The organism is Pseudomonas sp. BGA-UO-ETr-WB11 (assembly GCF_059567785.1).
Genome location: NZ_JCAQOS010000008.1, coordinates 229,995 through 256,256, shown reverse-complemented (window position 1 = coordinate 256,256; position 26,262 = coordinate 229,995). Strand labels below are relative to the sequence as shown.

32 protein-coding genes are annotated in these 26,262 nt (G+C 63.0%); 19 read left to right on the top strand and 13 right to left on the bottom strand.

What is annotated here, in order from left to right:
- The first annotated feature begins 108 nt into the window (after positions 1-108).
- The gene (locus AC56DI_RS14965; RefSeq protein WP_496346872.1) at positions 109-957 is read left to right on the top strand and encodes a Tim44 domain-containing protein; all 849 of its coding nucleotides are present in this window, start codon (positions 109-111) and stop codon (positions 955-957) included.
- Positions 958-1,062: 105 nt separating this feature from the next.
- Complete coding sequence (locus AC56DI_RS14960; RefSeq protein WP_496346871.1) at positions 1,063-1,431, top strand: VOC family protein; 369 nt, start codon at positions 1,063-1,065, stop codon at positions 1,429-1,431.
- 54 nt (positions 1,432-1,485) lie between these two features.
- Here the strand turns inward: AC56DI_RS14960 and AC56DI_RS14955 are convergent, their stop codons facing one another.
- The gene (locus tag AC56DI_RS14955; RefSeq protein WP_496346870.1) at positions 1,486-1,977 is read right to left on the bottom strand and encodes a DUF4442 domain-containing protein; all 492 of its coding nucleotides are present in this window, start codon (positions 1,975-1,977) and stop codon (positions 1,486-1,488) included.
- A 111-nt stretch (positions 1,978-2,088) separates the two neighbouring features.
- On the bottom strand, positions 2,089-2,679 hold the full coding sequence (locus tag AC56DI_RS14950) for a hypothetical protein (protein ID WP_496346869.1): 591 nt from the start codon (positions 2,677-2,679) through the stop codon (positions 2,089-2,091).
- Positions 2,680-2,855: 176 nt separating this feature from the next.
- Between AC56DI_RS14950 and AC56DI_RS14945 the strand changes: the two genes are divergently transcribed.
- Positions 2,856-3,263: an SMI1/KNR4 family protein gene (locus AC56DI_RS14945; RefSeq protein WP_324521090.1), complete on the top strand. Its 408-nt coding sequence runs from the start codon at positions 2,856-2,858 to the stop codon at positions 3,261-3,263.
- A gap of 245 nt (positions 3,264-3,508) precedes the next feature.
- On the opposite strand, the gene AC56DI_RS14940 is transcribed toward AC56DI_RS14945, so the two are convergent.
- From AC56DI_RS14940 to AC56DI_RS14925, 4 genes are all read right to left on the bottom strand, one after another.
- Positions 3,509-4,201: a sensor histidine kinase gene (locus AC56DI_RS14940; RefSeq protein ID WP_496346868.1), complete on the bottom strand. Its 693-nt coding sequence runs from the start codon at positions 4,199-4,201 to the stop codon at positions 3,509-3,511.
- The gene (locus tag AC56DI_RS14935; protein WP_496346867.1) at positions 4,198-5,802 is read right to left on the bottom strand and encodes a tetratricopeptide repeat protein; all 1,605 of its coding nucleotides are present in this window, start codon (positions 5,800-5,802) and stop codon (positions 4,198-4,200) included. The genes AC56DI_RS14940 and AC56DI_RS14935 overlap by 4 nt, the downstream gene beginning before the upstream one ends.
- A gap of 70 nt (positions 5,803-5,872) precedes the next feature.
- Positions 5,873-6,535 (bottom strand): GntR family transcriptional regulator, encoded by a 663-nt coding sequence (locus AC56DI_RS14930; protein ID WP_496346866.1) that lies wholly within the window; start codon positions 6,533-6,535, stop codon positions 5,873-5,875.
- A 200-nt stretch (positions 6,536-6,735) separates the two neighbouring features.
- Entirely contained in the window at positions 6,736-7,515 is a 780-nt protein-coding gene (locus tag AC56DI_RS14925; protein WP_496346865.1) for an SDR family NAD(P)-dependent oxidoreductase, read from the bottom strand.
- Between the two features lie 122 nt (positions 7,516-7,637).
- Between AC56DI_RS14925 and AC56DI_RS14920 the strand changes: the two genes are divergently transcribed.
- The 5 genes from AC56DI_RS14920 to AC56DI_RS14900 all read left to right on the top strand — a co-directional run bounded on the left by AC56DI_RS14920 (position 7,638) and on the right by AC56DI_RS14900 (position 12,593).
- Positions 7,638-9,029, top strand: coding sequence for an aspartate aminotransferase family protein (locus tag AC56DI_RS14920; RefSeq protein ID WP_496346864.1), 1,392 nt, complete (start codon positions 7,638-7,640; stop codon positions 9,027-9,029).
- Positions 9,030-9,126: 97 nt separating this feature from the next.
- Positions 9,127-10,494 carry a glutamine synthetase family protein gene (locus AC56DI_RS14915; RefSeq protein ID WP_496346863.1) on the top strand — a complete coding sequence of 456 codons (1,368 nt, stop codon included), beginning with the start codon at positions 9,127-9,129 and terminating at the stop codon, positions 10,492-10,494.
- 146 nt (positions 10,495-10,640) lie between these two features.
- Positions 10,641-11,399, top strand: a complete 759-nt coding sequence (locus AC56DI_RS14910; protein WP_496346862.1) for an SDR family NAD(P)-dependent oxidoreductase — start codon at positions 10,641-10,643, stop codon at positions 11,397-11,399.
- 259 nt (positions 11,400-11,658) lie between these two features.
- Positions 11,659-12,141, top strand: a complete 483-nt coding sequence (locus AC56DI_RS14905; protein ID WP_324521981.1) for an acyl-CoA thioesterase — start codon at positions 11,659-11,661, stop codon at positions 12,139-12,141.
- A gap of 56 nt (positions 12,142-12,197) precedes the next feature.
- Entirely contained in the window at positions 12,198-12,593 is a 396-nt protein-coding gene (locus tag AC56DI_RS14900; RefSeq protein WP_496346861.1) for a DUF3301 domain-containing protein, read from the top strand.
- Positions 12,594-12,614: 21 nt separating this feature from the next.
- Here the strand turns inward: AC56DI_RS14900 and AC56DI_RS14895 are convergent, their stop codons facing one another.
- Positions 12,615-13,487 carry an alpha/beta fold hydrolase gene (locus AC56DI_RS14895; RefSeq protein WP_496346860.1) on the bottom strand — a complete coding sequence of 291 codons (873 nt, stop codon included), beginning with the start codon at positions 13,485-13,487 and terminating at the stop codon, positions 12,615-12,617.
- Between the two features lie 123 nt (positions 13,488-13,610).
- Here AC56DI_RS14895 and AC56DI_RS14890 point away from each other — a divergent pair, with 123 nt between their 5' ends.
- On the top strand, positions 13,611-14,252 hold the full coding sequence (locus tag AC56DI_RS14890; protein WP_496346859.1) for a DedA family protein: 642 nt from the start codon (positions 13,611-13,613) through the stop codon (positions 14,250-14,252).
- Here the strand turns inward: AC56DI_RS14890 and AC56DI_RS14885 are convergent.
- Positions 14,249-15,217: a CobW family GTP-binding protein gene (locus tag AC56DI_RS14885; RefSeq protein WP_496346858.1), complete on the bottom strand. Its 969-nt coding sequence runs from the start codon at positions 15,215-15,217 to the stop codon at positions 14,249-14,251. The two genes, AC56DI_RS14890 and AC56DI_RS14885, sit on opposite strands and share 4 nt — an antisense overlap.
- A 101-nt stretch (positions 15,218-15,318) precedes the next feature.
- Between AC56DI_RS14885 and AC56DI_RS14880 the strand changes: the two genes are divergently transcribed.
- On the top strand, positions 15,319-15,672 hold the full coding sequence (locus AC56DI_RS14880) for an NADH:ubiquinone oxidoreductase (RefSeq protein WP_496346857.1): 354 nt from the start codon (positions 15,319-15,321) through the stop codon (positions 15,670-15,672).
- A gap of 156 nt (positions 15,673-15,828) precedes the next feature.
- Here AC56DI_RS14880 and AC56DI_RS14875 read toward each other — a convergent pair whose 3' ends face one another.
- On the bottom strand, positions 15,829-16,473 hold the full coding sequence (locus AC56DI_RS14875; protein ID WP_496346856.1) for a DUF1826 domain-containing protein: 645 nt from the start codon (positions 16,471-16,473) through the stop codon (positions 15,829-15,831).
- On the bottom strand, positions 16,473-17,678 hold the full coding sequence (gene zigA, locus AC56DI_RS14870) for a zinc metallochaperone GTPase ZigA (protein WP_496346855.1): 1,206 nt from the start codon (positions 17,676-17,678) through the stop codon (positions 16,473-16,475). The genes AC56DI_RS14875 and zigA overlap by 1 nt, the downstream gene beginning before the upstream one ends.
- Before the next feature lie 86 nt (positions 17,679-17,764).
- Here zigA and folE2 point away from each other — a divergent pair, with 86 nt between their 5' ends.
- The 6 genes from folE2 (at position 17,765) to AC56DI_RS14840 (ending at position 22,225) form a co-directional block, all read left to right on the top strand.
- Complete coding sequence (folE2, locus tag AC56DI_RS14865) at positions 17,765-18,661, top strand: GTP cyclohydrolase FolE2 (RefSeq protein ID WP_496346854.1); 897 nt, start codon at positions 17,765-17,767, stop codon at positions 18,659-18,661.
- Positions 18,658-19,329, top strand: a complete 672-nt coding sequence (locus AC56DI_RS14860; RefSeq protein WP_496346853.1) for a metal ABC transporter ATP-binding protein — start codon at positions 18,658-18,660, stop codon at positions 19,327-19,329. The genes folE2 and AC56DI_RS14860 overlap by 4 nt, the downstream gene beginning before the upstream one ends.
- Positions 19,329-20,189 carry a metal ABC transporter permease gene (locus AC56DI_RS14855; protein ID WP_496346852.1) on the top strand — a complete coding sequence of 287 codons (861 nt, stop codon included), beginning with the start codon at positions 19,329-19,331 and terminating at the stop codon, positions 20,187-20,189. The genes AC56DI_RS14860 and AC56DI_RS14855 overlap by 1 nt, the downstream gene beginning before the upstream one ends.
- A gap of 11 nt (positions 20,190-20,200) precedes the next feature.
- Entirely contained in the window at positions 20,201-21,073 is an 873-nt protein-coding gene (locus AC56DI_RS14850; RefSeq protein WP_496346851.1) for a metal ABC transporter substrate-binding protein, read from the top strand.
- A gap of 137 nt (positions 21,074-21,210) precedes the next feature.
- Positions 21,211-21,684 carry a DUF2721 domain-containing protein gene (locus AC56DI_RS14845; RefSeq protein WP_324521968.1) on the top strand — a complete coding sequence of 158 codons (474 nt, stop codon included), beginning with the start codon at positions 21,211-21,213 and terminating at the stop codon, positions 21,682-21,684.
- Between the two features lie 34 nt (positions 21,685-21,718).
- The gene (locus AC56DI_RS14840; RefSeq protein WP_496346850.1) at positions 21,719-22,225 is read left to right on the top strand and encodes a rod shape-determining protein; all 507 of its coding nucleotides are present in this window, start codon (positions 21,719-21,721) and stop codon (positions 22,223-22,225) included.
- A gap of 17 nt (positions 22,226-22,242) precedes the next feature.
- On the opposite strand, the gene AC56DI_RS14835 is transcribed toward AC56DI_RS14840, so the two are convergent.
- From AC56DI_RS14835 to bufA2, 3 genes are read right to left on the bottom strand one after another with little or no spacing between them, the layout of a single operon-like run.
- Positions 22,243-23,025, bottom strand: coding sequence for an HvfC/BufC family peptide modification chaperone (locus AC56DI_RS14835; RefSeq protein ID WP_496346849.1), 783 nt, complete (start codon positions 23,023-23,025; stop codon positions 22,243-22,245).
- Positions 23,016-23,861 carry an MNIO family bufferin maturase gene (gene bufB / locus AC56DI_RS14830; protein WP_496346848.1) on the bottom strand — a complete coding sequence of 282 codons (846 nt, stop codon included), beginning with the start codon at positions 23,859-23,861 and terminating at the stop codon, positions 23,016-23,018. The genes AC56DI_RS14835 and bufB overlap by 10 nt, the downstream gene beginning before the upstream one ends.
- Before the next feature lie 59 nt (positions 23,862-23,920).
- The gene (gene bufA2 / locus AC56DI_RS14825) at positions 23,921-24,178 is read right to left on the bottom strand and encodes a BufA2 family periplasmic bufferin-type metallophore (RefSeq protein WP_496346847.1); all 258 of its coding nucleotides are present in this window, start codon (positions 24,176-24,178) and stop codon (positions 23,921-23,923) included.
- A gap of 198 nt (positions 24,179-24,376) precedes the next feature.
- Between bufA2 and arfB the strand changes: the two genes are divergently transcribed.
- From arfB to AC56DI_RS14810, 3 genes are all read left to right on the top strand, one after another.
- On the top strand, positions 24,377-24,790 hold the full coding sequence (gene arfB, locus AC56DI_RS14820; RefSeq protein ID WP_324521963.1) for an alternative ribosome rescue aminoacyl-tRNA hydrolase ArfB: 414 nt from the start codon (positions 24,377-24,379) through the stop codon (positions 24,788-24,790).
- 312 nt (positions 24,791-25,102) lie between these two features.
- Positions 25,103-25,822 (top strand): amidotransferase, encoded by a 720-nt coding sequence (locus AC56DI_RS14815; RefSeq protein ID WP_496346846.1) that lies wholly within the window; start codon positions 25,103-25,105, stop codon positions 25,820-25,822.
- Between the two features lie 91 nt (positions 25,823-25,913).
- On the top strand, positions 25,914-26,219 hold the full coding sequence (locus tag AC56DI_RS14810) for a DUF1272 domain-containing protein (protein WP_496346845.1): 306 nt from the start codon (positions 25,914-25,916) through the stop codon (positions 26,217-26,219).
- The last annotated feature ends 43 nt before the right edge of the window (positions 26,220-26,262 follow it).

The window sequence follows — 26,262 nt, the reverse complement described above, 5'->3', positions numbered from 1 at the left end:
TGCGGGAAGATGTAACACCGCCAAAAAATCCCGAAACACTCTAACGCTGGCCTCCCTCCCCACAGCTGGGCAAGATGCGCGCGTGCAATCCATTTGAGAGATCACTCAATGCAACGTTTTATGACTGTGTTTCTGGCCCTGTGCCTGGGCCTGACCTTGAGCATGGAAGCCAGTGCCAAGCGGATGGGCAGTGGCAAATCCTTTGGCTCCGCGCCTAGCCATCAAGCTTCCCAGACCCGTCAGGCCGCGCCAGCTGCCACTGCCGCCGCACCGATGGCTGGCAAAGCGGCTGCCGCCAGCGGCGCCTCGCGCTGGCTTGGCCCGTTGGCTGGCCTGGCGGCTGGCGGCCTGCTGGCCTCGATGTTCATGGGTGACGGCTTCGAAGGCATGCAGATCATGGACATGCTAATCATCGCCCTGATCGCCTTCCTGGCCTTCCGCTTTATCGCCTCGCGCCGCAAGCAGCAGGCCCATGCCCAGCCCGCAATGGCCGGTGGCGTGCCCTATCAGCGCGAAATGCCGCAAAGCGCCCCTGCCTCGATTTTTGGTGGCAGCAGCGCTGCCAGCGTCAAGGCACCGATCAAAGCGCCGGCCTGGTTCAACGAAACCAGCTTCGTGAATGCCGGTCGTGAGCACTTCCTCAATTTGCAACAGCACTGGGATGCCAACGAGATGGACAAGATTGCCGAGTTCACCACGCCGCAGTTGCAGGCCTTCCTGCAGAAAGAGCGTGCCGATCTGGGCGATGCCTTCCAGTCGACCTACATCGACAACCTAGAAGTACAACTGGACGGTCTCGACGACCAGGCCGACAAGACCATCGCCACCCTGACCTTCAGCGGTATCGAGAAGACCTCGCGCTTTGACCAGGGCGAACCGTTCAGCGAGAGCTGGCGTATGGAGCGTGCCCAGGGCGACAACCAGCCATGGCTGATCGCCGGCATGCGCCAGAACTAAGTTGCGCTGAGTAACTGACAAACCCGGGTTCGCCCGGGTTTGTTGTATCCAGGCTCTGCTAAAGTCAGACGACCTTGCACCACCCACACCCAAGAGGATTGCAACATGATCGGATACGCAATGGTTGGCACCAATGACCTGGCCAAGGCCAAGTCTTTTTACGATGCCTTGCTCGGCGAGATGGGCGCCAAGGTGCTGATGGATGTCGGCCGCGCAGCGTTCTACGGCACCACCATGGGCCAACCGATGTTCGGTATTTGCGTGCCTTACAACCAGGAAGCCGCCAGCCCTGGCAATGGCAACATGATCTCCCTACCGGGCGGCTCCCGCGCTGGCGTGGACGCGCTGTATGCCAAGGCCATCAGCCTTGGCGCGACCGACGAAGGTGCTCCGGGCGAACGCATGCCTGGCTTCTACGCTGGATACTTCCGTGACCTGGACGGCAACAAGCTGGCCTTCTTCCACATGGGCTAATACCCGCCTTGCGACAACCGAGCCCTGCGTGGCGCGCCTTGATGGTGCCGCTGCTCAGGGCTTTTTACTGATCCAAGCCCAGAGCATTTCGCAGGCAATCGGCTGCTGGCCGCTGTCATCGGTGACAGTCACAGCCACCAGCACCTCCCCCCTATCCTGCTGCGCCATCGCCGCAATCTGCTCGGCAGTCAGGCTGGCCACTGCAGTCAGCCCACCGACCACGCGCTTGAGGTAATCCACCTTAAGGCTCTTGATCAGCAGCAACTTGTTGTCCGGCATATTCATACCGACCAGAAAGCCTGTGGCCGACTCGGCCAGCAAGGCCATGGCGGCGGCATGTACACCTTTGATGTGATTCTGCACCGGCCGACGGTTGGCGATGCTCAAGGTCGCCTGACGGCGGGTCATTTCATGCACACGTACACGGGCGGTGCCCGCCAGTTTGACCTGGGAGCCGAACAAACGGCTAAGCAGCGGGGTACGCCACGCGGTGGGTAATCTGTAGATCAGCGCGACAACGCGATTGAGGCGATTGGCAACGGCCATGGGCGACTCCAGACAGGGCAACGAAGCGGCCAGTCTGGCAGAGCGCAAACAGGCCGATCAGGGCCGCCAAGGCAAGCACGCCTGGCAGATCAGCCAATCGGTACAGCCTTCTTAAGGCTTTTTGAATACCGGCGCGATCACGGCCGGCGCCTCACCCTTGGCCCATTGCTGCAGCTCCAACGTGCGGGCCTTGCTGGTCGCCAACGACTTGTTGAGGGTCTCGGTGTAGTACTCCAGCCAGGTACGCGAACCCGGCAGCATATAAGCCAGATCACGCATGCCCACCTGCAGAGTCAGGATCACCTGCTGAAAATCGTTCTCCTGGCCTTGCAGGGTTTTCGCCAGTTGGCTCACCGTACCGGGGTCCTCGGTCGGCTTGAGAATGCCGGCGAGATTTCCCGTCTGCTGCAGCGCCAGTTGCGCCTCCTGCTTTAACACTTGCCCCTGCAACTCGCTAATGTCGCCCTTGAGGCCCTTCACCTGCTTCTCCAGCTGGCTGATCTGCTCCGCCGCCGCTTTGCTCGGGTCTTCCGCGAACAGGCCGGCCACTTTCACGGCCAGCAGGCCCACCAGTATCAGCACGACCACGCCTGCCACACCGTAGAGCAGCAAGCGATTCAACTTGGCAGACTTTTCCAGCACCTGCAGACGCTCGGCATCGCTGAGCGGTTCTTCTGCGCCGGCTTCGGCTTCTTTACTCATGGTCATTCACCTTGCGGCCATTTGGCCTTGCTCTTGCCTTTGTCTATCGACAATAGCAGCTAAAGCCTGAGGCCAAGGTGACTCGTCGACACCGGCACACAGACCGGCGGGCTGGTAGACTCGCCCGCATGTCGGCGCAGCCTGTCGCGCCCACCCTGCAACTGGAGATCCAGACCGTGGAAGAAGTCATCGAACAACTGCGCGAACTCAACGAACCGGTACCCGTGCCGCTGGAGTTGCCCGACGAAGAAACCCTGGTGGAAATCCAGGAACAGATCCTTATCCACCTGCCGTTCGAGCTGCGCGAGTTTCTCCTCAAGGTCAGCGACGTGGTCTACGGCCGCCTGGAGCCGGTGACCGCCAGCGACCCGCAATCGCACACTTATCTGCCGGAAGTCACCGCCACCGCCTGGGACCTGGGCGTACCCCGCGACCTGGTGCCGCTGTGCCAGGACGGTCGCGACTATTACGTGGTCGATGTCGAAGGTGAAGTCACCCTGTGGTCCGGCGCCGAAGGCGAACTGACCGACGAAACCTGGGACTCGGTGTGGCACTGGGCCCGCGATGTGTGGCTGGAAAGCTGAAAACCGAGTGATGGATCTCTCAGAACCGGTTTACGATCTTTTGAGCTAGAGCCAGGCAAGGCGCAACGACCAACGGGAGTAACAGCCGCAGGCTGGCCCGAAGGGTAAGCGCCAGTGAATCAATTGGGCGAGGGCGCGGAGTTTACAAGCCGTAAATGAGCAGCCCGAGCCCAATTGATCAGCCGGAGGCTGTTACTGCGTTGCAACGCAGCATGGCCGACGATCAAGAGATCGTAGACAGGTTCTCAGGGCAGATAGATACGAAACTCGCCGCCGCCCAGCGGCCCGCCGTTGCTGATCTCGATATGCCCATGCACACCATGGCGCTCATGCAGTGCGGCGATGCGCCCGGCGAAGTAAAGGCCCAGGCCGGTGCTGCCAGTGCTGTGGTTGATGCCCAGGGCATAGTCGGACTGTTTGGCGAGCATCTCCTCAGGGTAACCGGCACCGTCGTCACAGATCGACAACACCAACACCCCCGCCTCCTCCCAGGCGCGCACCAGCAGGTGCTGCTGCGCATAACGGATCGAGTTGGTGATGATATTGGCCACCACCGAACCGATCAGGTCCTGGTCGAAGAAGCCCAAAAGGCCGAACTCCTCCACCTCACAACGGGCCTCGATATGGCGGCTCTGCAGCACCTCGTGGTGGCGCGCCAGTTGCGCCTCGATAAAGTCCTCCAGCTCGTGGTGCGCCGGGCGCAACGGCAACTGGTTGACCCCCAGTTTGTAAAGCCCCAGTAGCTGCACCAGCATGCCGTTCAGACGGGCGAACTCATACTCGATGATGCCGTGCTCGCGGTTGTGCAGCAGCTCTTCGGGCAACTGGGTGAGCCACTGGCTGTGGGTCTGGGTCAACAGGGCCAGGGAGTTCTTCATGTCATGCACGGTGGAGGCAATCACCGTGGAGAAATCCAGCCCCTCGGGTGTCGTGCTCATGCGCCAAACGCCTTGTGGTGCAGTTGCTGATAGCGCGCGTAGCGCGCGTCACTGGCCGGCAGCAAACGCACCGCCTGCAGGCACAGACGGCACTCTTCCAGCAGCGCGACGTCCGGTTTATCACCTCCCAGCCGCAGCAACGACTGTGCGGTATTGAGGGCGATACTGATGTTCTTCGGCTGCCGCTGCAGGGCCTGGCGAAACAACTCCAGGGCATCGGCATAACGGCCCATCTGGTAACTGCGCACGCCCTGGCGGTTGAAGTCGATGGCCTCGGTGGCGAGGCCGAGGATGTCGGGATCATCGGTCTGCTTGGCAATCCCCTGCATCACCGCCGGATCATCACCGTAGACCTCGACGCAGTTTTTCAGCAGCGCATCGCTGGCATCCGCCTGGCCCAGTTCACGCAACTGGCTGGCCACCTGCAGGCTAACGGCAGCGGAGAAGAGTTGATCCAGCTCGCCAAGCTGGGCCAGGGCCTCATCGGTGAGTTTCTTGGCCAACGCCGGATCACCGGATTTGATCAGGCTCTGGGCGTGAGTCAGGCGCGCACGCACCTGCACCACCGAGTCGTCGCTGTAGCTTTTCTGCAGTTCGCCGAGGGTCTGGTTGATATCGGCCTGCACGCGCTTGTCGAGACTCCCGTCACCGGCCTGGGCGGTGAGCGCCTGAGCCAGGCCGAGGTAGTTGTCCGGACTCTTGAACATCGAGGTGCGGCCCTGCTCCATGGCATGCCGATAGGCCCGTGTAGCGGTCCCGAAGTCCTGGTTATCGAGCGCCAGCTTGCCCAGCTCCATCTGCCGGCGAATCGCCAAGGGCGACAGCTTTATCGCGTCTTCGAGCACCTGCTGGGCGCGCGAACTTTCGCCCAGGGCCAGCAGCACGGCGGCCAGGCCATCGTACAGACCGGGCATCATCGGAAAACTCTGCAGGCCCTGTTCGTACACCTCGCGGGCGCGCGGCAACTGATCGCGGGCGTGCAGCAGACTGCCCAAGGCCATGCATGCCCAAGGCATAGCGCGGTCAGCAAGGATGCCGGTCAGCAGCGTTTCCAGCTCGTCCTGGCGGCCCAGGTCACGCAGGGCACCGGCGCGATAGCGCTGGCACAACGGTGCGTAGCGTTTGTCCTGCTGGCTGAGTGTGGCGCTGGCGGCCAGCACCGCCGCCGGATCGTGTTTATCCAAGGCCTGCAAAATCGGCTTGAGGGCGTCCTTGCGCTCCACCAGTTTGTCCAGGCGCTGGATCAGGCTGGCGCGGTTGAACGGCTTGGTCAGGTAGGCATCGGGTTCGTGCTCCAGAGCACTGAGCACCATGGCCTGGCTGCTCTCGGCCGTGACCATGATAAAGATGCATTGATGGCTGATCAGCTTGCCGATCAGCAGCTCTTCCAGCACCTGCTGGCCATTCTTGCCGGCCCCCAGGTTGTAGTCATGCAGGATGATGTCGTAGCGCTTGTGCCGACACATGGCCAACACATCTTCACCGCGGTCGGCGGTGTCGACGTCCTTGGCGCCGATATCGCGCAACATGCTTTTCATTGAGGTGCGGAAATCGGAAAAGTCGTCGACCACCAGAAAGCGTTTATTGCTGTAATCCTGCATCAAACGAACCCTTGTGCGACACGCTGAGAAGGCCCTGAGTGTAGTTGCCCAGGGCAGGCCTGTCCGCTGCTCAGTGCTTGCTGCGCTTAGCTGGCGTCAGGCTGAGCAGATTGAGCAGGAAGTTGCCGAAGTACTGCAGGTCCTGCTCGATGGCCGCCCGCGCCGCTAGGCCATCCCCTGCCTGCAAGGCCTTGAGACAATCCGCATGAAAATCATTGAGACGCAGGGACAGGTCAGCCTCGGTGAACAGCCGATTGAAAAACGGCCCCACCTGCAGCCATAAGGACTCAATCAAGCGCAGCAACACCGGATTGGCGCAGGCCTGGTAAAGGACCAAGTGAAACTGGCTGTTGTCGGCCAGGTAGGCCTGCACATTGCGCTCACGCAAGGCCACTTCCATGCGCTCGATGCAACCCTGCAAGGTCGTCAGCTCGGCCGGGGTGATCCGCACGGCGGCCAGCTCCACGGCCAAGCCTTCGAGATTGATGCGCACCGGCAGCAACTGCTCGAAGCGCTCGCGGGTCATCGCCGGTACACGCAGGGAACGCTGCGCCTCGCCCTCCAGCGCGCCCTCCGCCACCAGACGCTGCAACGCCGCGCGCACCGGCATCGGGCTGGTGCCCCACTCCGCGGCCAGGTCACGAATCTTCAGCCGCTCGCCGGGCTGAAAGCGCCCGCTGAGCAAACCGCTGCGGATGTTTTGATAGAGCTGTTCCTGCAGGTTATCGGCCATCGTCAATCACCGTTTAAACGCTGGCGGAGCCGGCAGTTGCGCGAGGGTCAGGGAGCAGTTGTGCATGGGGTTCTCCAAAATAGGTACGAATTGCTGAGCGAGTCGTAGGACCGTAGGTTGGGTTAGGCGCATACCCGCAAGGCGTAACACCTCAGTTTTCGATGCGCCGTAACCCAACGGCTTGGCGGCGGCCAAACCTCTTAAGGCGCCTTATTCTCAATAAGGCAATTGCCGCCATCGACGACTAAAACTTCGCCGGTGATGTAGCTGGCTTCCGGCGAGGCGAGAAACGCCACCGCCGCCGCCACTTCTTCGGGGCGACCGGCACGTCCTACCGGGGTATAGGTGGCGGCGTGGCGCTCTTCTTCGGTCGAGGAACCCGTGGCAATCCAGCCCGGCGCCACGCTGTTGACGGTGATGCCCTGCTTGCCGACCTCCAGGGCCAGGCTCATGTTCATCCCCAGCATCGCCGCCTTGGCCGCGCTATAGGCCGACTCGCCGGGGTTGCTGCCGCGGGTGCCGGTGGTCGAACTTATGTGCACGATGCGCCCGTAGCCACGGGCCTTCATCCCCGGCAACACGCTGCGGGTCAGCAGAAAGGCGCTGGTCAGGTTGCGCGCCAGCGACAGGTTCCAGGTCGCCAGCTCCATGTCCGCCACCTCGGCGAACGGCTCCGGGCTGCCGACCATGGCCATGCCGGCGTTGTTGACCAGAATATCGATATGACCAAACTGACCATGGGCCCACTCGGCCAGCGCCTTGACCTGCGCTTCGTCGGTGAGGTCGGCGGCCATGGCGCGAGCGTCTATACCTTCAGCCTGCAGCTCGGCGGCACGTTGCAAGATGCGCGCACTGCTGGCGGTGATCAGCACTCGCACGCCGACGCGGCCCAAGCGCCGGGCAATGGCCAGGCCGATGCCACTGTCGCTGCCGACACCACTGATCAATGCCACCTGATCCTGCCAGACTGATTCGCTCATTTTCACCCATCCTGTGATCACAAATTATGGCAATATTACCTAAATAGCCGATCAAATCCAGTTATTGACTTATCTGTGATCACAAACAAGAATGTGCAGAAATTCGAACGAGGTGTTCAAGCATGACTGCCAGTGGTATCAGCCCATCCGCCGTAGAAACCTTCACCGCCCGTGAACGAGCGCGCTTTATCGAGCGCAATCCCAAATCCGTGGCCCTGGCCGAACGGGCGCGCAACTCGCTGTTCGGCGGCGTGCCGATGCACTGGATGGCCGACTGGTCGACCCCGAATCCGCTGTTCGTCAGCCGGGCCAAGGGCGCGCGCTTCTATGACGTCGACGGCCACGAATACATCGACTTCTGCCTGGGCGACACCGGCACCATGTTCGGCCACTCGCCAGACCCAATTGCCAAGGCCATCGCCGAACAGGGCAACAACGGCCTGACCACCATGCTCCCCGGCGAAGATGCCGTGGTGGCCGGCGAACTGCTGGCCGCGCGCTTCGGTTTGCCGTTCTGGCAAGTCACCGCCACCGCCACGGATTCGAACCGCTATGTGCTGCGCTGGGCACGGGCGATCACCGAGCGCAAAGTGTTGCTGGTGTTCGATGGCTGCTACCACGGCACCGTGGATGACGTGATGGTGCGTTGCCACGACGGCGAAACCCAGCCGCGCTCCGGCCTGATCGGCCAGGCCTATGACCTGACCCAGTACAGCCGCTCGATCCCGTTCAACGATGCCGAGGCCTTGGAAGCTGCATTGGCCAAAGGCGACGTCGCCGCACTGATGTGCGAACCAGCGATGACCAACATCGGCATGGTCCTGCCCGAGCCGGGCTTTATGCAGAAGTGCCGCGAGCTGACCAAGAAGTACGGTTCGCTGCTGATCATCGATGAGACCCACACCATCTCCACCGGCATGGGTGGCTGCACCCAACTGTGGAACCTGGAGCCGGACTTCTTCGTGGTCGGCAAACCGATCGCTGGCGGCGTACCGTGCGGCATCTTCGGTTGCAGCGCGGCGATGGCCGATGCCATGCAGGCCGCGCGCAAACGCGCCAGTGCCGGCAACCACGGCCACGGTCACAGCGGCATGGGCACCACCCTGTCGGCCAACGCCCTGGCGATGCACTGCATGCGCGCCAACCTGGAACAGGTGATGACTCAGGCGGCCTACGATCACATGCTGCCGCTGGCCAAGCGCCTCGCCGATGGCTTCCGCAGCCTGATCGGCAAATACGACCTCCAGTGGTCGGTAACCGAACTGGGCGCACGCAGTGAATTCCAGTTCTGCCCGCAATCGCCGAAGACCGGCGCCCAGGCCGAGGCCGCGTTCCACGACGAACTGCAAATGGCCCTGCACCTGTACCTGATCAACCGCGGCATCCTGATCACGCCGTTCCACAACATGACCCTGTGCTGCCCGGCCACCTCGGCCGCCGACGTGGACCAACTGATCGCCACCCTCGACGAGGCCCTGGCTGAGCTGCTGGCCATCCCCGGCGCCCGCGAATAAGCCGTAGCCCGGATGCACTCCGGGATCAATCGAACATGCCCCGGATTGCACCCGGGCTACCCAAGCAGGCACCCGCGCAAGGGGCCATGAGGTTCAGATGAAATTTGCCGACATCCAGGAAGCCCACGACTTCCTCGCCCAGCACCCCGACGTGCGCCTGATTGAACTGATCCTGATCGACGCCAACGGCATCCCACGCGGCAAGCTGCTGCACCGCGACGAGCTGCTGGCCATCTACGAAAACGGCCGACCACTGCCCAGCTCGATCCTGGCCCTGACCATTCAGGGTGAAGACGTGGAAGAAAGCGGCCTGGTCTGGGAAGTGGCCGACGCCGACTGCTGGACCTACCCGCTGGCCGGCAGCCTGACCCTGCAACCCTGGCGCAGCAAACCCACCGGCCAGCTGCAGGTGAGCATGCACCCAACCCAGGGTCTGCCCGCCACTCCGGCCGACCCGCGGCATGTGCTGATCCGCGCCATCGACCGCCTCAAGGCCGACGGTTACCACCCGGTGATGGCCGTCGAGCTGGAGTTCTACCTGCTGGATAAACAGCGCGACGCCAACGGCCGCCCGCAACCGGCACTGCAAATGAACGGCGTACGCCCGCAGGCACCGCAGGTGTACGGCGTGGCCGAGCTGGAGCAGTTGCAGCCGTTCCTAGACGACCTCTACGACGCCTGCGACGTGCAGGGCCTGCCGGTGCGCACAGCGATTTCCGAGTACGCGCCAGGCCAGGTCGAGCTGACCCTGGAGCACCGCTTCGACGCGCTGCAGGCCATCGACGAAGGCCTGCGCTACAAGCGCCTAGTCAAGGGCGTGGCCAACAAACACGGTTTTATTGCCTGCTTTATGGCCAAGCCGTTCGGCGACCTGGCCGGTAGCGGCCTGCACATGCACATCAGCCTGGCCGATGCCGAAGGCAACAACCTGATGGCCTCGGAAGACCCCCACGGCACCCCGCTGCTCAAGCACGCCATCGGCGGCATGATGGCCACGCTAAATGATGCGCTGGCGATCTTCTGCCCCAACGCCAACTCGTTCCGCCGCTTCCAGGCCAACAGCTACGCGCCACTGGCCAAGAGCTGGGGGGTGAACAACCGCACTGTATCGTTCCGCGTGCCGGGTGGCCCGGCCAAAAGCCGCCACGTCGAGCACCGCATCTGCGGCGCCGATGCCAACCCCTACTTGGCCGCTGCGGCGATTCTCTCCGGCATCCATCACGGGATCAAAAATCAGATCGACCCCGGCGAGGAGATCATCGGCAACGGCTACGAGCAGGCCCGCGAAACCCTGCCGACCGACTGGCTGACCGCCCTGCGCGCCCTGGAAAACTCGGCGTGGGCCAAGGAGGCTCTGGGCGAGGAATTCCTCAAGGTGTTCCTGGCGATCAAGTGGAACGAGTTCCGCCAGTTTATGGGCGAAGTCGGCGAGCAGGACTGGCGCTGGTACCTGACCCACGCCTGAGAGGCTACTGCGCTCGTTATGCCTCTCGAATACTCATGAACCGTAGGATGGGTTGAGCGAAGCGATACCCATCATCACCGATGGGTATCAGCGCTACCTGCCTCAACCCATCCTACGCCTCAGCGCAAAATGACTCGGAGTCCGTCATGCCCCAACCCGTAGTCCTGATTACCGGCGCCGCTGGCGGCCTCGGCAGCGCCGTGGCGGCACGCTTTGCCGCCGGCAACTGGCGTGTCGCCGCCACCGACGTAAATGCCGACGGCTTGCACCAGTTGGGCAACAGCCTGCCCCTGGCCGCCAGCGTGGCCCTGGACCTGCGCAGCGCGGCCAACTGCCGCGAGCTGCTCAGCCAGGTGCTGGCGCGCACCGGGCGCATTGATGCGCTGGTAAATACCGCCGGCGTATGGCGCGAAGGGCCGGTGGAGTCGTTCAGCGAGGAGGACTTCGACCTGCTCATGGACGTCAACGTCAAAGCCGCGTTCTTTGCCTGCGCTGCCGCCATCCCCCACCTGCGCGACAGCCGTGGCACGATCATCAATATCGCCAGCGATGCAGGCCACCAGGGCAACCGCAACGCTGCAGCCTACTGCGCCAGCAAGGCCGCCCTGACCTTGCTGAGCAAGACCCTGGCGCTGGACCTGGCGCCGGACGGCATTCGCGTCAACGCCGTGTCGCCGGGCGATATCGCCACGCCGATGCTGGATTTCCAGGCCGAGCGCTATGGCGAGGGCGACCCCCAGGGCTACAAACGCGACCTGCTCAAGCTCTACCCGCAGGGCGCCGGCGCACGCTTTATCCGCCCCGAGGAAATCGCCGAACTGGTGTGGTTCCTCTGCCAGCCGTACGCCGAAGCCATCACCGGCGCCAACCTGGCCATGGATTTCGGCCTCTCGGCCGGCAAGTAACCCACGCCACCCAGCCGCAGGGCAGCGGCTGGGTGCAGGCAGCAGGGCAACGCACCAGAACACCGCACTCCAGCCAATCCGCCACGTGCCGAACCGGGCCGAGGCGCGTCATCATTCCCCGCCACTGCCGCCGCCCACCGCGCAAACCGGGGGTTTAGCGGATTTCTACAGGCACGCCGGGCGTCCTGGCGTTATCCTTGCAGCCCGCCGACCCCGCACCCCGCGTCACGCGCCCTTCTGCACCTTTAAAGAGCTTGTTATGGAAACCGTAAACACCCAGCTGTCGATGACCGTGTTGATGACCCCGGACATGGCCAATTTCTCCGGCAATGTGCACGGTGGCAACCTGCTCAAGTACCTCGACCAGGTCGCCTACGCCTGCGCCAGCCGCTATGCCGGCTGCTACGTGGTGACCCTGTCGGTTGACCAGGTCAACTTTCGCCAGCCCATCCATGTCGGCGAACTGGTGACCTTCCTCGCCTCGGTCAACTACGCCGGGCGCAGCTCGATGGAAATCGGCATCAAGGTGATCACTGAAGACATCCGCGAAAAATCCGTGCGTCACACCAACAGCTGCTTCTTCACCATGGTGGCCGTGGACGACCAGGGCAAACCCACCGCCGTGCCGCAGCTGCCCCTGGGCAGCGCCGACGAGAAACGCCGCTTCCTCCAGGCCCAGCAACGCCGGCAGATCCGCCAGGAACTCGAACAGCGCTACCAAGCCCTGCAACTCGAACCTTGAACCCGGCTGATCATTTACCCGCCTGTTAAGCTCTGCGCACTTGTCGAGGAGTTGCCATGCTGACCCTGGCCGATCTGTTTATTGTTTTACTGTTCGCCAGCGCGGGCGCCTGGTTGTGGCGCGGCCACGGCATTCGCGAGCGCGCCCTGGCCCTGGTGCGCCGTCATTGCGAGAAAATGGATGTGCTGCTGCTCGACGACAATGTCGCCCTGCGCCGCCTCAGCCTACTGCGCGATGCCCATGGCCGGCGGCGCCTGGCGCGGGTGTACGGCTTCGAGTTCACGGTCACCGGCGAGCAGCGTCACGTCGGCAGCATTAGCATGTTTGGCCAACACCTCGGGCAGATCGAACTGGACGCCCATCCCTTCAGCGCCAACGCCGAAGACGCCCCAGCGCCGGCTAACGTGGTGCACCTCAACGACTGGCGTCAGCGCCCCCCACCGCCCTACTGAAGTCAGCAGACGGGCAAAGGCTCAACGCAGTAAAAACGCGCTTATCCGGCGAGCGGACGTCTCGGCATCTTCCTGCATAAAGCAGTGGCCTCCGGCCAGGGTGTGGCTGCTGACATGGGGGTTGAGCGCCATCCAGCGCGCCACAGCACCGGCGATAAAGGGATACGTGCTTTGCCCGTAAAGTACCTCGGTCGGCGTTTGCACCTTGGCCAGGGACGACCACAAGCGCTTGGGAAAGGAGCCGAAAATATCCGCCTCACGACTGGGCCGGCATTTCAGCTCAACACCACCCTCGACCTCTTTCAAGGCGTGTTCAACGTAGGCCTGCAGCGCCTCGTCGCACCAGCCCTTGAACATCCCGCGACCGTGCAAACCGGCGAACGCGGCCGGGCGATCCGGCCATTGCCGGCGCCGCGAACGGGCCTTGCTGGCCATGCTGTTACGCCGGTACAAGCCCACCACGTCGGACAGCGCCATCACGCCGATCATCGCCGGGGTGAACAGCACCGGATCAAGCAGCACCGCCCGCTGAAACAACTGCGGCTGCTGGGCCAGCATCAGGCTGGTGAGCACCCCGCCAAAGCTGTGGCCGAGCGCAAAACAAGGCACCGCGCCGAACGCAGCGCGCCCGGCCGAAAAAGCCTCCACGGCCAGCTCGGCACTGCGGTTCCAGCCATGAAAACGACCGCCGTGATCGCTGTCGCCATGGCCCTGAACGTCGCATAGCCAGAGGTCAAAATCCGCCGCCAGCAGCCGCAGCAACGGCTCATAGGTGCGCCCGCAAAAACCATTGCCATGCAGAAAGTGCAGCAGCGGTTTGCCCGACGGCGGCGTATGCCAGCCGCGCAGGGTGAAACCTGCGGAACAGGAATGGGACCAGGGTTGCAGCAACATAACGGCTCTCATTAGACGCAATGGCTGCAGTCTAACAGGCTGTTAAGCAGCCGACCGGCACAAGGAAAATCCCGTAACTGCTGCTAGGATGGCCGCCTTTGAGCCTTCGACGTGACGCACCACATGGATTTTTCTGCCCTGCTCGACCTGTTTCTGCACCTGGACAGCCACCTGGAGACGCTGATCACCCAATACGGGGTATGGATCTACGCCATCCTGTTTCTGGTGATCTTCTGCGAAACCGGGCTGGTGGTGATGCCCTTCCTGCCAGGCGACTCACTGCTGTTTATCGCCGGTGCGGCCGCCGTGCACAGCGGCCTCGACCCCTGGATTCTAGGCGTCAGCCTGTTCTTTGCCGCCACCCTGGGCGACAGCTGCAACTATTGGGTGGGTCGGCGCTACGGGATTCGCCTGTTCGAGCGCGGCAACTCGAAGATCTTCCGCCGCGACTACCTGCTGCGCACCGAGATTTTCTATGCCGACCACGGCGCCAAGACCGTCACCCTGGCCCGCTTCCTGCCCATCCTGCGCACCTTTGCGCCCTTCGTCGCTGGCCTTGGGCGCATGCCCTACGGCCAGTTCCTCAGCTACAGCGTGCTCGGCAGCCTGCTGTGGATCGGCGGCCTGATCACCCTCGGCTACCAGTTCGGCAACGTGCCCTTTATCAAGCAGAACCTAACGCTGCTGATCCTGTTCATCATCGGTCTGTCGCTGGTGCCGATGCTGCTCGGTTGGTGGCATCAGCGCCGGCAAAGCAAGGCCTAGCTCGCCAGTAAGCAGGCGACCAGCCCCTGGTTAAGCGCCTGCTGATCCTGCGCCGCACTGAAGATCAGCTCCAGCCGCGAGTCCTTGCGCCATTCACTTGCGCGCCAGTGCGGCACTTCTTGATCCAGCGCATTGGCCGACAGCCAACCGGCATTGGTTTGCAGCACCAGCTTGGCGCGGCGCCAGGGCAACGTCGCCAACCACTGCTGCACCCGCAATAGTTCGAACTGCTGACTGGGGTGCCAACGCCAGCCAATGCTCCAACCTTCGGCTTGCTCCTGCACCTGACAAATCGGCTCACGCGGATCGCGCCACAGCGCCGGCAACGCCCCGTTGCCTTCAGGCAGTGACAACGCGGCGCCCGCGGCTTGGGCACGCGCGTCGATGCCCGGCACAGCGCTCAAGGGCAGCTGGCCCTGAGTCGTCCAATACAGCGGCCGCGCCGGCAATGTCGCCTGCAGCCGCGCTCGACTGGCGTCATCAAGGCCCTCGGCCTTGTTCAGCAGCAACAGCCCAGCCAGATCGAGGGCCGCCTGCTGACTGGCCGGCAGCGGCTGACCCGCCGCCAGCGCCGCCGCATCCAGCACCAACACCAGCGGCTGCAGGGCCAGCACGCCGGTCCACGGCGGCTCTGCCAGTTGCCCCAACAGCTCAGCCGGATGGCCCAGGCCGGAAGGTTCGATCAGCAGGCGATCCGGCCGCGCCTGACGCAGCAGGCGCGCCAGGCCAACCTGAAAGGGTGCGCCGTTGACGCAACACAGACAGCCTCCGGGTACTTCCGCGAGGCTGATGCCGTCCGCGCCGGTGGTCAGCAGGGCCTGGTCCAAGCCGATCTGGCCGAACTCGTTGATCAGCACCGCCCAGCGTTCATCCGCCGGTTTGTGCGCCAAGAGGTGGCGAATCAGGCTGGTCTTGCCGGCACCCAGGGGGCCGGCGATCAGGTGGGTGGGGATCTGGCTGAGCATGAGCACTCTCGATAGGCAGGCAGTCGCCATGCTGCCGCCTTTGTCGGCGCCAGGAAAGGCGCGTGGTAAAGTCCCGCGCAATTAATCGAGGAGCGCTTTCCATGCATCGCGGGTTTGTTCTGTTGTTGTCCGCCCTGCCCCTGCTGGCCCAGGCCGAAGCCTGCATCGTGCACAGCAAGGGCGCGCAGGTGGAAGTCAAAGTCTGCCAGCAGAACCGCAGCATTCCGGCCGGTCTGTTCCACAACGGCTTTTGCCAGCCACAATTGGCCGGGCAAAAGGTTGAGGTCACCTACACCGAACAGTGCCCAATCGGCGCTTTCGGCAGCTGCCGCAATGCCAAAGTGGCCGGCACGCCCTATCAGCAGGACATCCACTACTACGGCGTGGCCAGCGATGCGCGCCTGCTCAAGCCGGCCTGCGAACAACAATCCAAGGGCGTGTGGGTGGCGTTTTAAAGACTGTGTCCACGCTATGCGTTGAGGGTGCGATTGAGCTTCTGTAGGAGCGGATTTATCCGCGATGCCGTTTGCCTTGAAAGCATCGCGGCCGAAGCCGCTCCTACGACGCGACGCTAGCGCTGCAACCGGGTAGATAGCCTTTTTAAGCGGCGGTCAGGCCAACCAATCCAGGGTCAACAATAACCGCCGCTCACCGGCCGGCGGTTGCGGCGAGCGATGGATCAAGCCACAGCCTTCATTGCCAATCCATTTCTCGCCCTTGGCCAGCAACACATGCCCAGCCGAAGCGCGTTCGACCTGCCGCGCATCGCTGGGATCGGCGGCCGCATCACCCAGGCGGCGGCGCGCCATCACGCCTTCGCTGAGCCATTCAGTGCCGACACCGACATAGCTGGTGATCAAGCGCACCGGCACATGGTCGACGTGAAAGCGCGGACACATGGGCTTGTCGAGTATGCGCAGCCGCAACCCAATGCGCCGGGCGTCGAACAGGTAGGCAAAGGCGCTGACCAACCCACTCACGTCATCCAGAAAGGCCGCCTGGCCGGGCAGGTGGCTGTAGTCATCAACCAAGCCTCGGATATTTGGCGCACTTTCCGGACTGGCCAACTCTAGGGTGATCGACTGCGCCAGCGGCTCTCCCTGAGCCACCAACTGCGCCGCAAATGCACTGACCGACGCCGCTAACTGGCGCTGCCAGACCGCCAGATTGACCTCGTCGCGCAGCACCTCGCCGAACACCTCGATCTGCTCGCTGCTGACCTGCCGCAACGGTTGGCGCAATACCGGCGCGAGCATCAGGCCGCCTCCTCATGCCAGGGTCCGAAGGGGTCCGGCAGGGTGCGCCAGGCCTCGATGCCCAGGGCGATTTCCGCGTCGTCCAGCAGACAGGCATCGAGCTCGGCGGTGAGCTGGGCGAAGTCGATGTTCTGGCCGATAAACACCAACTCCTGGCGGCAATCGCCGACCTCCGCCAACCAGTTGCGCATGATCGCCTGCACGCTCTCGTCATCCTCGGGCCACTGGTCTTTGGGCACAAAGCGCCACCAGCGCCCGGCAAAACCGTGACGCATCAGGCCACCGGCCTGGGACCAGCTGCCGGCCTCCTGATACTTACTGGCCAACCAGAAAAAGCCCTTGGAGCGCAGCAGACGGCCATTGCTCCATTCGCGATTGATGAAGTTGAAGAAGCGCTCGGGGTGCAAAGGCCGACGCGCGCGCCAGGCAGTGGAAGCGATGCCGTATTCCTCGGTCTCGGGAATATGTTCGCCGCGCAACTCCTTGAGCCAGCCCGGCGCCTGGGCGGCCCGCTCGAAGTCGAAGCGGCCGGTATTGAGAATCCGCTCCAGCGGCACCTGGCCCATGCTCATCGGCACAATCTCGGCGTGGCTGTTGAGCCGACGCAGGATGGCCAGCAGCTCTTCACGCTCAGCGCTGGCGATCAGGTCGATCTTGCTGAGCAAAATCACATCGGCGAACTCAACCTGCTCGATAAGCAAATCGGTGATCGAGCGCTCGTCCTCTTCACCGAGGGTTTCACCACGGCTGGCCAGGCTTTCGGCGGCATGGAAGTCCTGCAGGAAGTTCACCCCGTCGACCACCGTGACCATGGTGTCGAGGCGCGCGATGTCGGCCAGGCTCTGGCCGTCTTCACCACGGAAGGTGAAGGTTTCCGCCACCGGCAGTGGCTCGGAAATACCCGTCGACTCGATCAGCAGGTAATCGAAACGCCCGTCACGGGCCAGACGCCCGACCTCCTCCAGCAGATCCTCACGCAGGGTGCAGCAGATGCAGCCGTTGCTCATTTCCACCAGCTTTTCTTCGCTGCGGTTGAGGCTGACATCGCGCTGCACTTCGCTGCCATCAATGTTGATTTCACTCATGTCATTGACGATCACCGCGACCTTGAGGCCTTCGCGGTTACGCAGAATGTAATTGAGCAGGGTGCTTTTACCGGCACCGAGAAAGCCGGAGAGCACGGTGACGGGAAGACGAGCAGACATAGGCCGTTTCTCATTCAGTTGACGGGACAGTGAATATTTTTGTTATAACATAACACTAATTATTCAAAACAGCCGATCCCGCCACAATGAACAACCTCGCCCTGCCAGACATGGCCGCACAAACGCTCGACCAACAGCAACCTCTAGACTGGGTTGGTATGCACGGTATTGCCCTGCCCTTGCGCCTGCATGGGCAGTTGATTGCCGGCCGTGCGGCGGCGGGTGTCAGCCTTGATGATGGCGCGGCGCGCGGGATTCATATGTCGCGCCTGTACTTGGCGCTGGAGCACCTGCACGAGGCCGAGCTGAGTCCGACCTTGCTGCGCCAGGTACTTGAACAGTTCCTTGCCAGTCATGCCGGCTTGTCGGGCTGCGCCTACTTGGATCTAGACGGCCAAAGCCTGTATCAGCGCCCAGCCTTGGTCAGCCCACTGGCAGGCTGGAAGGCTTATCCCTTCAGCCTGCGCAGCCGCCTGGATGAACAGGGGTTCCACGTGGAACTGCAGGTGGAAATCGGCTACTCCTCGACCTGCCCGTGTTCGGCGGCCCTTGCCAGACAATTGATACAGGCGCAATTTAGAGCCGATTTTGCAGCTAAAATCATCGATTATGCTGCTATCGAGCAATGGCTTGGCAGCACCCATGGAATTCTAGCCACCCCCCACAGCCAACGCAGCACGGCAACCCTGCAGGTGCGCCTGAACCCCGACTGCACCGACCTGCCCCTGCTCGCCTTGATTGATGCCAGCGAACAGGTGCTCGGCACCGCCCTGCAAACGGCGGTCAAACGCGCCGATGAGCAGGCCTTTGCCCTGGCCAACGGGCAGAACCTGATGTTCTGCGAAGATGCCGCCCGCCGCCTGCATCGCATGCTGCGTGAACAATCCCTGGTGGCGGGCTTCCAGCTGCGCGTGGTGCATGCGGAAAGCCTGCACGCCCATGACGCGGTCGCCCACAGCAGCTGGCAATGGAGTCGGGCATGATCCACTGCCGCGGCCTGCAATGGGGCGCCGTTGGCCAGCCGCTGACCCCGCCGCTCGACCTTGACCTGCCCGCCGGCAGCCTGACCGCCATCATTGGCCACAATGGCTGCGGCAAAAGCAGCCTGCTGAAAGTCATCGCCGGCCTGCAAAAGCCCCTTGCCGGGCGCCTGCAGGTCAACGCCCAGGGCTTGGGCAGCGTGGCGTATCTGCAGCAACAACAGAGCATTGATCGCCAGTTCCCCCTGCGTGTGCAGCAACTGGTCAGCGCCGGTCTGTGGCGCAGCACCCTGCCCCACCGCGAGCAGCAGCGGCGCCTAAAGCAGGCGCTGGCCGACTGGCATCTGACAGCGCTGGCCGAACGGCCGTTGCACGCCCTCTCCGGTGGCGAACTGCAACGCGCTTTGCTAGCCCGCCTGAACCTGACCGACGCGACGCTGTTGCTGCTGGATGAACCCGAAGCGGCGCTGGATGAGCAGAGCCAGCAGCTGTTCTGGCAGCACGTCGAACGCTGGCAAGCCGCAGGGCGCACCTTGCTGCTGGTCAGCCATAACCTCAACCGCCTTAGCCAGCGCCTGGACAATGCCCTACTGATTTCACGCAGCGGCTGCATCTACGCCCCGCTGCGCCAGCTACTCGGTCAAGGTGCCGAACTGGAGCAGGTCGCCTGATGCTGGATGCGTTGTATCAGCCGTTTGTCGAGTTCGCCTTTATGCGCCGCGCACTGATCGGTGGCGTAGCCCTGGCCCTGAGTGCCGGGCCGCTGGGGGTGTTTCTGATTCTGCGGCGCATGAGCCTGATCGGCGACGCCATCGCCCACGGCATTTTGCCCGGCGCTGCCCTCAGTTTCTGGCTGTTCGGTCTGAGCCTCCCGGCGCTGACCCTCGGCGGCCTGAGTGCGGGGCTGGCGATGGCCGGCCTGGCAGCCTGGGTCACCCGGCGTACAGGGTTGCGTGAAGACGCCAGCCTGGCCGCGCTGTATCCAATCTCACTGGCCAGCGGTGTGCTCTTACTAGGCCTGGGCGGGCGCAAATTAGACCTGGTCCATCTGCTGTTTGGCTCGGCCCTGGCGGTGGATGGTGCGACCCTCAATGGCATGCTGTTGGTGGCCAGTGGCAGCCTGCTCGGCCTGGCGCTGATTTATCGCGCCCTGGCGCTGGACAGCTTCGACCCGCTGTTTCTCCGCAGCGTCAGCCGCTTCGGACCGCTGGCCTATGGGCTGTTTCTAACCCTGGTGGTGCTGAATCTGGTTATCGGCTTTCAGGCCATCGGCGCCCTGATGGTGGTCGGGCTGATGATGCTGCCAGCGGCGGCCGCGCGTTTCTGGAGTCGCCAACTGCCGGTGCTATTGCTCATCGCCGCGCTGCTTGGCGCCGTCTGCGTGTGGCTCGGTTTGCTGCTCTCCTACTACGCCAACCTGCCCAGCGGCCCCTGCATCATTTTGCTGGCCGGCGGCGCTTATGTGTTCTCGGTGATCGCCGGCCCGGTGCACGGCCTGCTGCGCACTCCCCCTCTTCCCTCCGCCCTCTAAGGATTGCACCCATGCGCCCCCTGCTTGCCGCACTCGCCCTACTCCTGCCGCTAAGCCTGCACGCCGCCGACAAACCCCAGGTGGTCACCAGCTTCAGCATCCTCGCCGACCTGACCCAAGCGATCGGCGGCACACATATCGAGCTGGTGAACCTGGTTGGTGCCGACGAGGATGCGCACGTCTTCGAGCCCAGCCCGGAGCATGCCAAAGCGCTACTCAAGGCCGACTTGATCATCGCCAATGGCCTCGGTTTTGAGCCTTGGCTGGAGCGCCTGCTGGACAGCAGCGAAGCACGCGGCACGCGCATCGATGCCAGCGCCGGAGTACTGCCATTGCAGCTCATCGAGCACGGCCACAGCGTCCCCGACCCACACGCCTGGCAAAGCCTGAGCAATGCTGAAATCTATGTGCGCAATATCGCCAAGGCCTTGAGCCAACTCGACCCCAGCCACAGCGCCGATTACGCCGCACGCCGCGATGCCTACCTGGTGCGCCTGCAAGTGCTGCGCGAACAGGCCAACCGCCAGCTCAACAGCCTGCCGGCCAGCCAGCGCAAAGTAGTCACCAGCCATGACGCCTTCGGCTATTTCGGCCAGGCCTGGCAGCTGCAGTTCATCGCCCCACAAGGACTGTCAACCAGCGACGAACCCTCCGCAGCAGAAGTCGCCCGGCTGATCCGTCAATTGCGCAGCGAAGGCGTCCGCGCCGTGTTTGTAGAAAACATCCGCGACCCACGCCTGATCAAGCAGATCGCCGACGAGGCCGGCGCGACTGTTGGCGGCACCCTGTACTCCGACGCCCTGGCGGCCAGCGGCCCGGCCAGTACTTACCTGGGCATGTTCCAGCACAACCTCGAAACCCTGATGGCCGCGCTCCAACCATGAGCCTGTGGCGTGATCGACAACAGGCAAGGCCGCTGCGCAGACTCTGACGCGGTACGCGGGCTCAGCAGGCATGGCGCCGCCGTCAGGCTTGGCGCAAAATCGCCACGCCCGCGCCCAACCCTGGATGAGAGACGCCGATGTTTCCTGAAAGCAGCATTCCCGAACTGGCCCACGTGATTCAGCTGGCCGTCGCCCCGGTGTTTTTGCTCACTGCACTGAGCACCATGCTGTCGGTGCTGATCAATCGCCTGTCGCGCGTGGTCGACCGTACCCGCAAGCTCGAAGCCTTTATCCTCGATAACCCAGCGCGCTCGTCGCAGCCGCGCACTGAGCTGTTCACCCTGTTCCGCCGCACCGTGCTGTGCAACCGTGCGATCAACCTGTGCACCCTCACCGCGCTGCTGATTTGCGCGGTGATCGCCCTGCTGTTTATCAGCGAGCTGATGGGCTTCAACGCTACCTACGCGGTGGCGGCGTTGTTCGTGGTCAGCATGGGCACCTTTATCGTGGCCCTGCTGAGTTTCCTGCAGGAGATCCGCGTGGCCTCAAGCGCCCTGGAAAGCTCTGCCAAGCAGATTCTCGACCTGACCAATACCATTCAGAAACCCTGAAGCCAGCGTCAGCATGACGCTCGAAAGGACCTCGATGCGCAACCTCCTGCGAAACACCTATTACCTGCGCATGAGCGCCGAGCAATTCAGTTTTTTGCATGTCGAGTCTGGTCGTCTGGTCAGCCAGCCGCCGCTACTGGCCTGGCGCAGCGTGGGGCACAAGCGTCAGCCACTGGCCGCCGGCGACGCGGCGCTGGCCATGGCCGGGCAAGACGGCGTTAGCCTGGGCAATGGCTTCCAACACCCACGCACCCTGTTGGCAGATTTCAGCATCGCTGAAACCACCCTCAAACTGCTCTTGCAACAGCTAGCCCCGCGGCGCTGGATGCAACTGCCGCCGGTGCTGATCCTGCATCCACAAACACATCTGGAGGGCGGCCTGACCCAAATCGAAATCCGCGCCCTGGCCGAACTGGCTATGAGCGCCGGAGCCAAGCGGGTGTATGTGTGGGTGGGTGCCGCCTTGTCGCCCAGCAGCCTGGCGCGCCTGGAGTTCCCGCAGAATGACGGCCAACTGCTCTATCCGGAAGTCAGCCCATGATCCTCTTCGGCATCTGGCTAAGCACAGCGCTGCAATAAGCCGTCACTGAGCCACTGCTTGAGCCAGCCGGCCGCCAGCAGCGGCGCCTGCTCACCTTGCCCGGCCAACTGTTCGCACAACTCGGCAAAACTCCAGCCGACATCGCACATGCCCTGCAAGGCGCTAGCTTCGTCACTACCCAGGCTGCGGTAGTGGCAGACCTGTTGCTGGCGCCAAACCAGACACAAGCTTGGCTGAGCTAAACGCTCGCTGAGGGGAAACTCGGCTTCGCTTTTAGCGGCCTGCCAGAGCGCCACGCTGTTGTAGTACAGCGGCAACGGCTGCACGCAAGGCAGCCATTGCACCCGTAAAGCGGGCCACTCGGTTGGCGCCAACTCGGCCATTTGCGCCAGGCTCAAGGGCTCGCCAGCCGGCGCATCGAAGGCCAGGGTGAAGGCCCACTCCAGGTTGGCCAGCTCGACCAACGGCGCCGCAGCCTCGGCCGCATAGTGCTGGGCGATAAACCCGGCAAAGCGCTCGCCCAACCAACGCAGGCTGAAGTGCTGCGACGGGTTGGCTGCTAAATACGCCAGCACCAAGGTCGCAAAGTCTTCATCACCCAACCAGTAGCGCACGGCCGGGAAATCTTCGCGCATAACGCCGAGCAACCGTGCACGGTAGGCATGGTGATAAATCGCCAAGCCCTGGGTTACCGAGAGGCTCGGACTGCCGATCAGGCTGGCCTGCAACGCAGCAGTCGGCGCGGCATCAGCACCGAGCAAGTAGGCCTCAATGGCCTGTTGCCAATCGCTCAGGCGCATGGAGTACGCCCCTGTAGCGCCGCCTCGCCAAGCGTCCGGGCCTTGTGCAGTTCGGCCAGTAGCTCGCTAAAGGGCGGGTAATGGTCATCGCGTTCGATCATCGTGGCCACCGGCCCCAGGTGTGCCAGGGTGCGCTGATACAGTTGCCAGACCGGGTCGCAAACTGGCTGGTCATGGGTATCGACCACATAGTCGCCGTAGTCGCTGTGCCCGGCCAGATGGATTTGCCGAATCCGTTGCGCCGGCAGCGCGCGGATAAAATCCCACGCATCAAAGCCATGATTGCGCGCGCTGACGTAGACGTTATTAACATCCAGCAGCAGTTCACAACCGCTCAGCTCGCTGAGGGCGGCGATAAACTCCCACTCGCTGAATTGATCGTTGGCGGTGCGTAGGTAGCTGGAGACGTTTTCCAGCACCAGTGGCCGCTCCAGCACGTCCTGCACCTGGCGCACCCGCGCAGCCACATGCTGCAGGCTTTCTTCGCTGTACGGCAGCGGCAGCAGGTCGTGCAACTGGTGGGCGTTGCCGCGGCTCCAGCACAGGTGGTCGGAGATCCATTGCGGCTGAACGCGGGCCGCCAATTGCTTGAGGCGCTGCAAGTAGTCCAGGTCGAGGGCGTGCGGGCCACCGATCGACAACGACACACCGTGCATGACCAACGGGTAGTGCTCGCCGATCGCGTCGAGGTAGTACAACGCCTTGCCACCCTCGACCAGATAATTCTCGGAGAGCACCTCGAACCAATCGACCGGCGGCCGGTGTTCGAGAATCTCCTGATAGTACTCACTGCGTAAACCCAGGCCATAGCCGAGGCAGGTTGTCGCTGGCTGCATGCTCAACTCCACATCGATCAATGGCTGCGGTGGCCTGCACCAGGCCACCGCCCACCGACTTACTCGCCGACTTTACCGCCGGCAGCATTGCACTCGGCCAGGGTGGTGGCCTTGAAGCCATGGCCCTTGCAGACAGCCTGACCTTTGCAGGCGTTTTCTGCGGTCTTGCAATCGTTCTGGCCCTTGCAGCCGTTGATGCCGTAGCAATGCACCTTGGCTTCTTCGGCCACCACCTGGGTCGACAAGCTGGCGAACAAGCCGGCGGCGGCCAGGGCCAATGCTGCGCCAGTCATGCTTACGGTGTTTTTAGCGTTCATGGGTAAATCCTCGACTCTGTGGGGTGGGGTAGTCGGCGGGCCTGAATCGTTCAGTGCCGACACCTCACTAGAGCCAATGGCGCGTCTGGCGTTACACGCTGGAGAAAACTATTTTCCACGCTCTGCACGACCACGCGACGCGGCCAGTGCCGCTCAATCGGGGTATTCTGTGCGCCCTGATCCAGCCGTCCACCGCCTATGTTGCTGCTCTCCAATAACGTGCACCTGCCCGACAGCGAGATCGAACTGAGCGCCATTCGCGCCCAGGGTGCCGGCGGGCAAAACGTCAACAAGGTGTCCAGCGCCGTGCACCTGCGCTTTGATATCCAGGCCTCGTCCTTGCCGCCGTTCTACAAGGAGCGCCTGCTGGCCCTGCGCGACCAGCGCATCACCAGCGATGGCGTGATCATCATCAAGGCCCAGCAATACCGCACCCAGGAGCAGAATCGCGGCGACGCCCTGGAGCGGTTGAAAGAGCTGATTCTGGCGGCGATCAAAGTAGAAAAAGCGCGGCGGCCCACCAAGCCGACCCTCGGCTCGAAGAAGCGCCGCCTGGAAGGCAAAAGCCAGCGCGGCAGCATCAAAGCCGGACGCGGCAAGGTCGACTATTGAACAACGCCCCTCGCTAAATAGTTCGCGCGGCCAGCAGGCCAATTCGACCGCGCAGGGCGTTGATTAACAGCAGGCTTAATGCCCAGAATCAAAGCCTCTGGTGGGGTCGCCAAGGGCTGTTTTCGGGGGTTCGATTGGCCCCGTGCACAGGGCAATAATGGCAAGCCGACAAAGGGTAAAAAAATACTCGCCGGGCATCTTTCCGCGGGGGGCCAGTGCGTGAATAATGCGCGGCCAAGGTGTTCAGTAAAACAAGACGACGCATTAAATATATCAAACGCCTTTTGACTCTTAAGTGAGGTGTCACCCCCTATGCCACAGCGCATTTGCATCCTGGAAACCGATAACATTCGCCCGGAACTGGTCGACCAGTACAAAGGCTACGGCCACATGTTCCAGCAACTCTTTGCCACCCAACCGATTGCGGCAGAGTTTGAGGTTTATAACGTGGTCCAGGGCGAATACCCGCCCGAGGACAAACGTTACGATGCATACCTGATCACCGGCAGCAAAGCCGACTCGTTCGGCAGCGACCCGTGGATCGAGACCCTGCGTGGCTATGTGCTCAAGCTCTACCAGCGTGGCGACAAGCTGCTCGGTGTGTGCTTTGGCCACCAGTTGCTGGCCCTGCTGCTGGGCGGCAAGACCGAGCGCGCCAGCCAGGGTTGGGGCATGGGCATTCACCGCTACCAAGTAACGCAAAAGCCCAGTTGGATGAATCCGCAAACCGACACCCTGGACATGATGATCTGGCACCAGGACCAAGTGACCCAGCTACCGCAGGGCGCCACCCTGCTGGCCTCCAGCGAGTTCTGCCCGAACGCCGCCTACGCGATTGGTGATCAGGTGCTGTGCTTCCAGGGCCACCCGGAGTTCTTCCACGACTACTCCCGCGACCTGCTGGTATTGCGCCGCCACGCCTACGAGCCCAGCCTCTACCAGAGCGCCATCGACAGCCTCGACCAAGCCCACCAGGGCAGCGCCGTGGCCGAATGGATGATGCGTTTCATCAGCCAGAACCAGACTGCCTGAACGAGGTCTATCCCGGTGCTTGCAGGCCACGCGCTTGGCAGCACTGGCAGGCTGGCTTATAACGGCGGTTACTCCACCCAGGATGACCGCCATGCTCGAACTGCGCCCTAGCTGTGAACACTGCAACCAGGCCTTGCCACCGGCGGCTGAGGACGCACGCATCTGCAGTTTCGAATGCACCTTCTGCGCCGCCTGCGTGGCCCTGCTGGAGAACGTCTGCCCGAACTGCGGCGGCGGTTTCAGCCCGCGACCGATTCGCCCGGCTCTCAACCACAAGGGCGATAATTGCACCGCCCACTACCCACCAAGCAGCACGGTCAAACACCGACCGGTGGACCTGGCCGCTCACGCCGAGTTCGCGGCGCGCCTGCGGCAGGTCGATCCTGCCGCACGCTAAAATCTCACCCACTCAGCCCCAATCCTGTTCGAATATCGGCAGA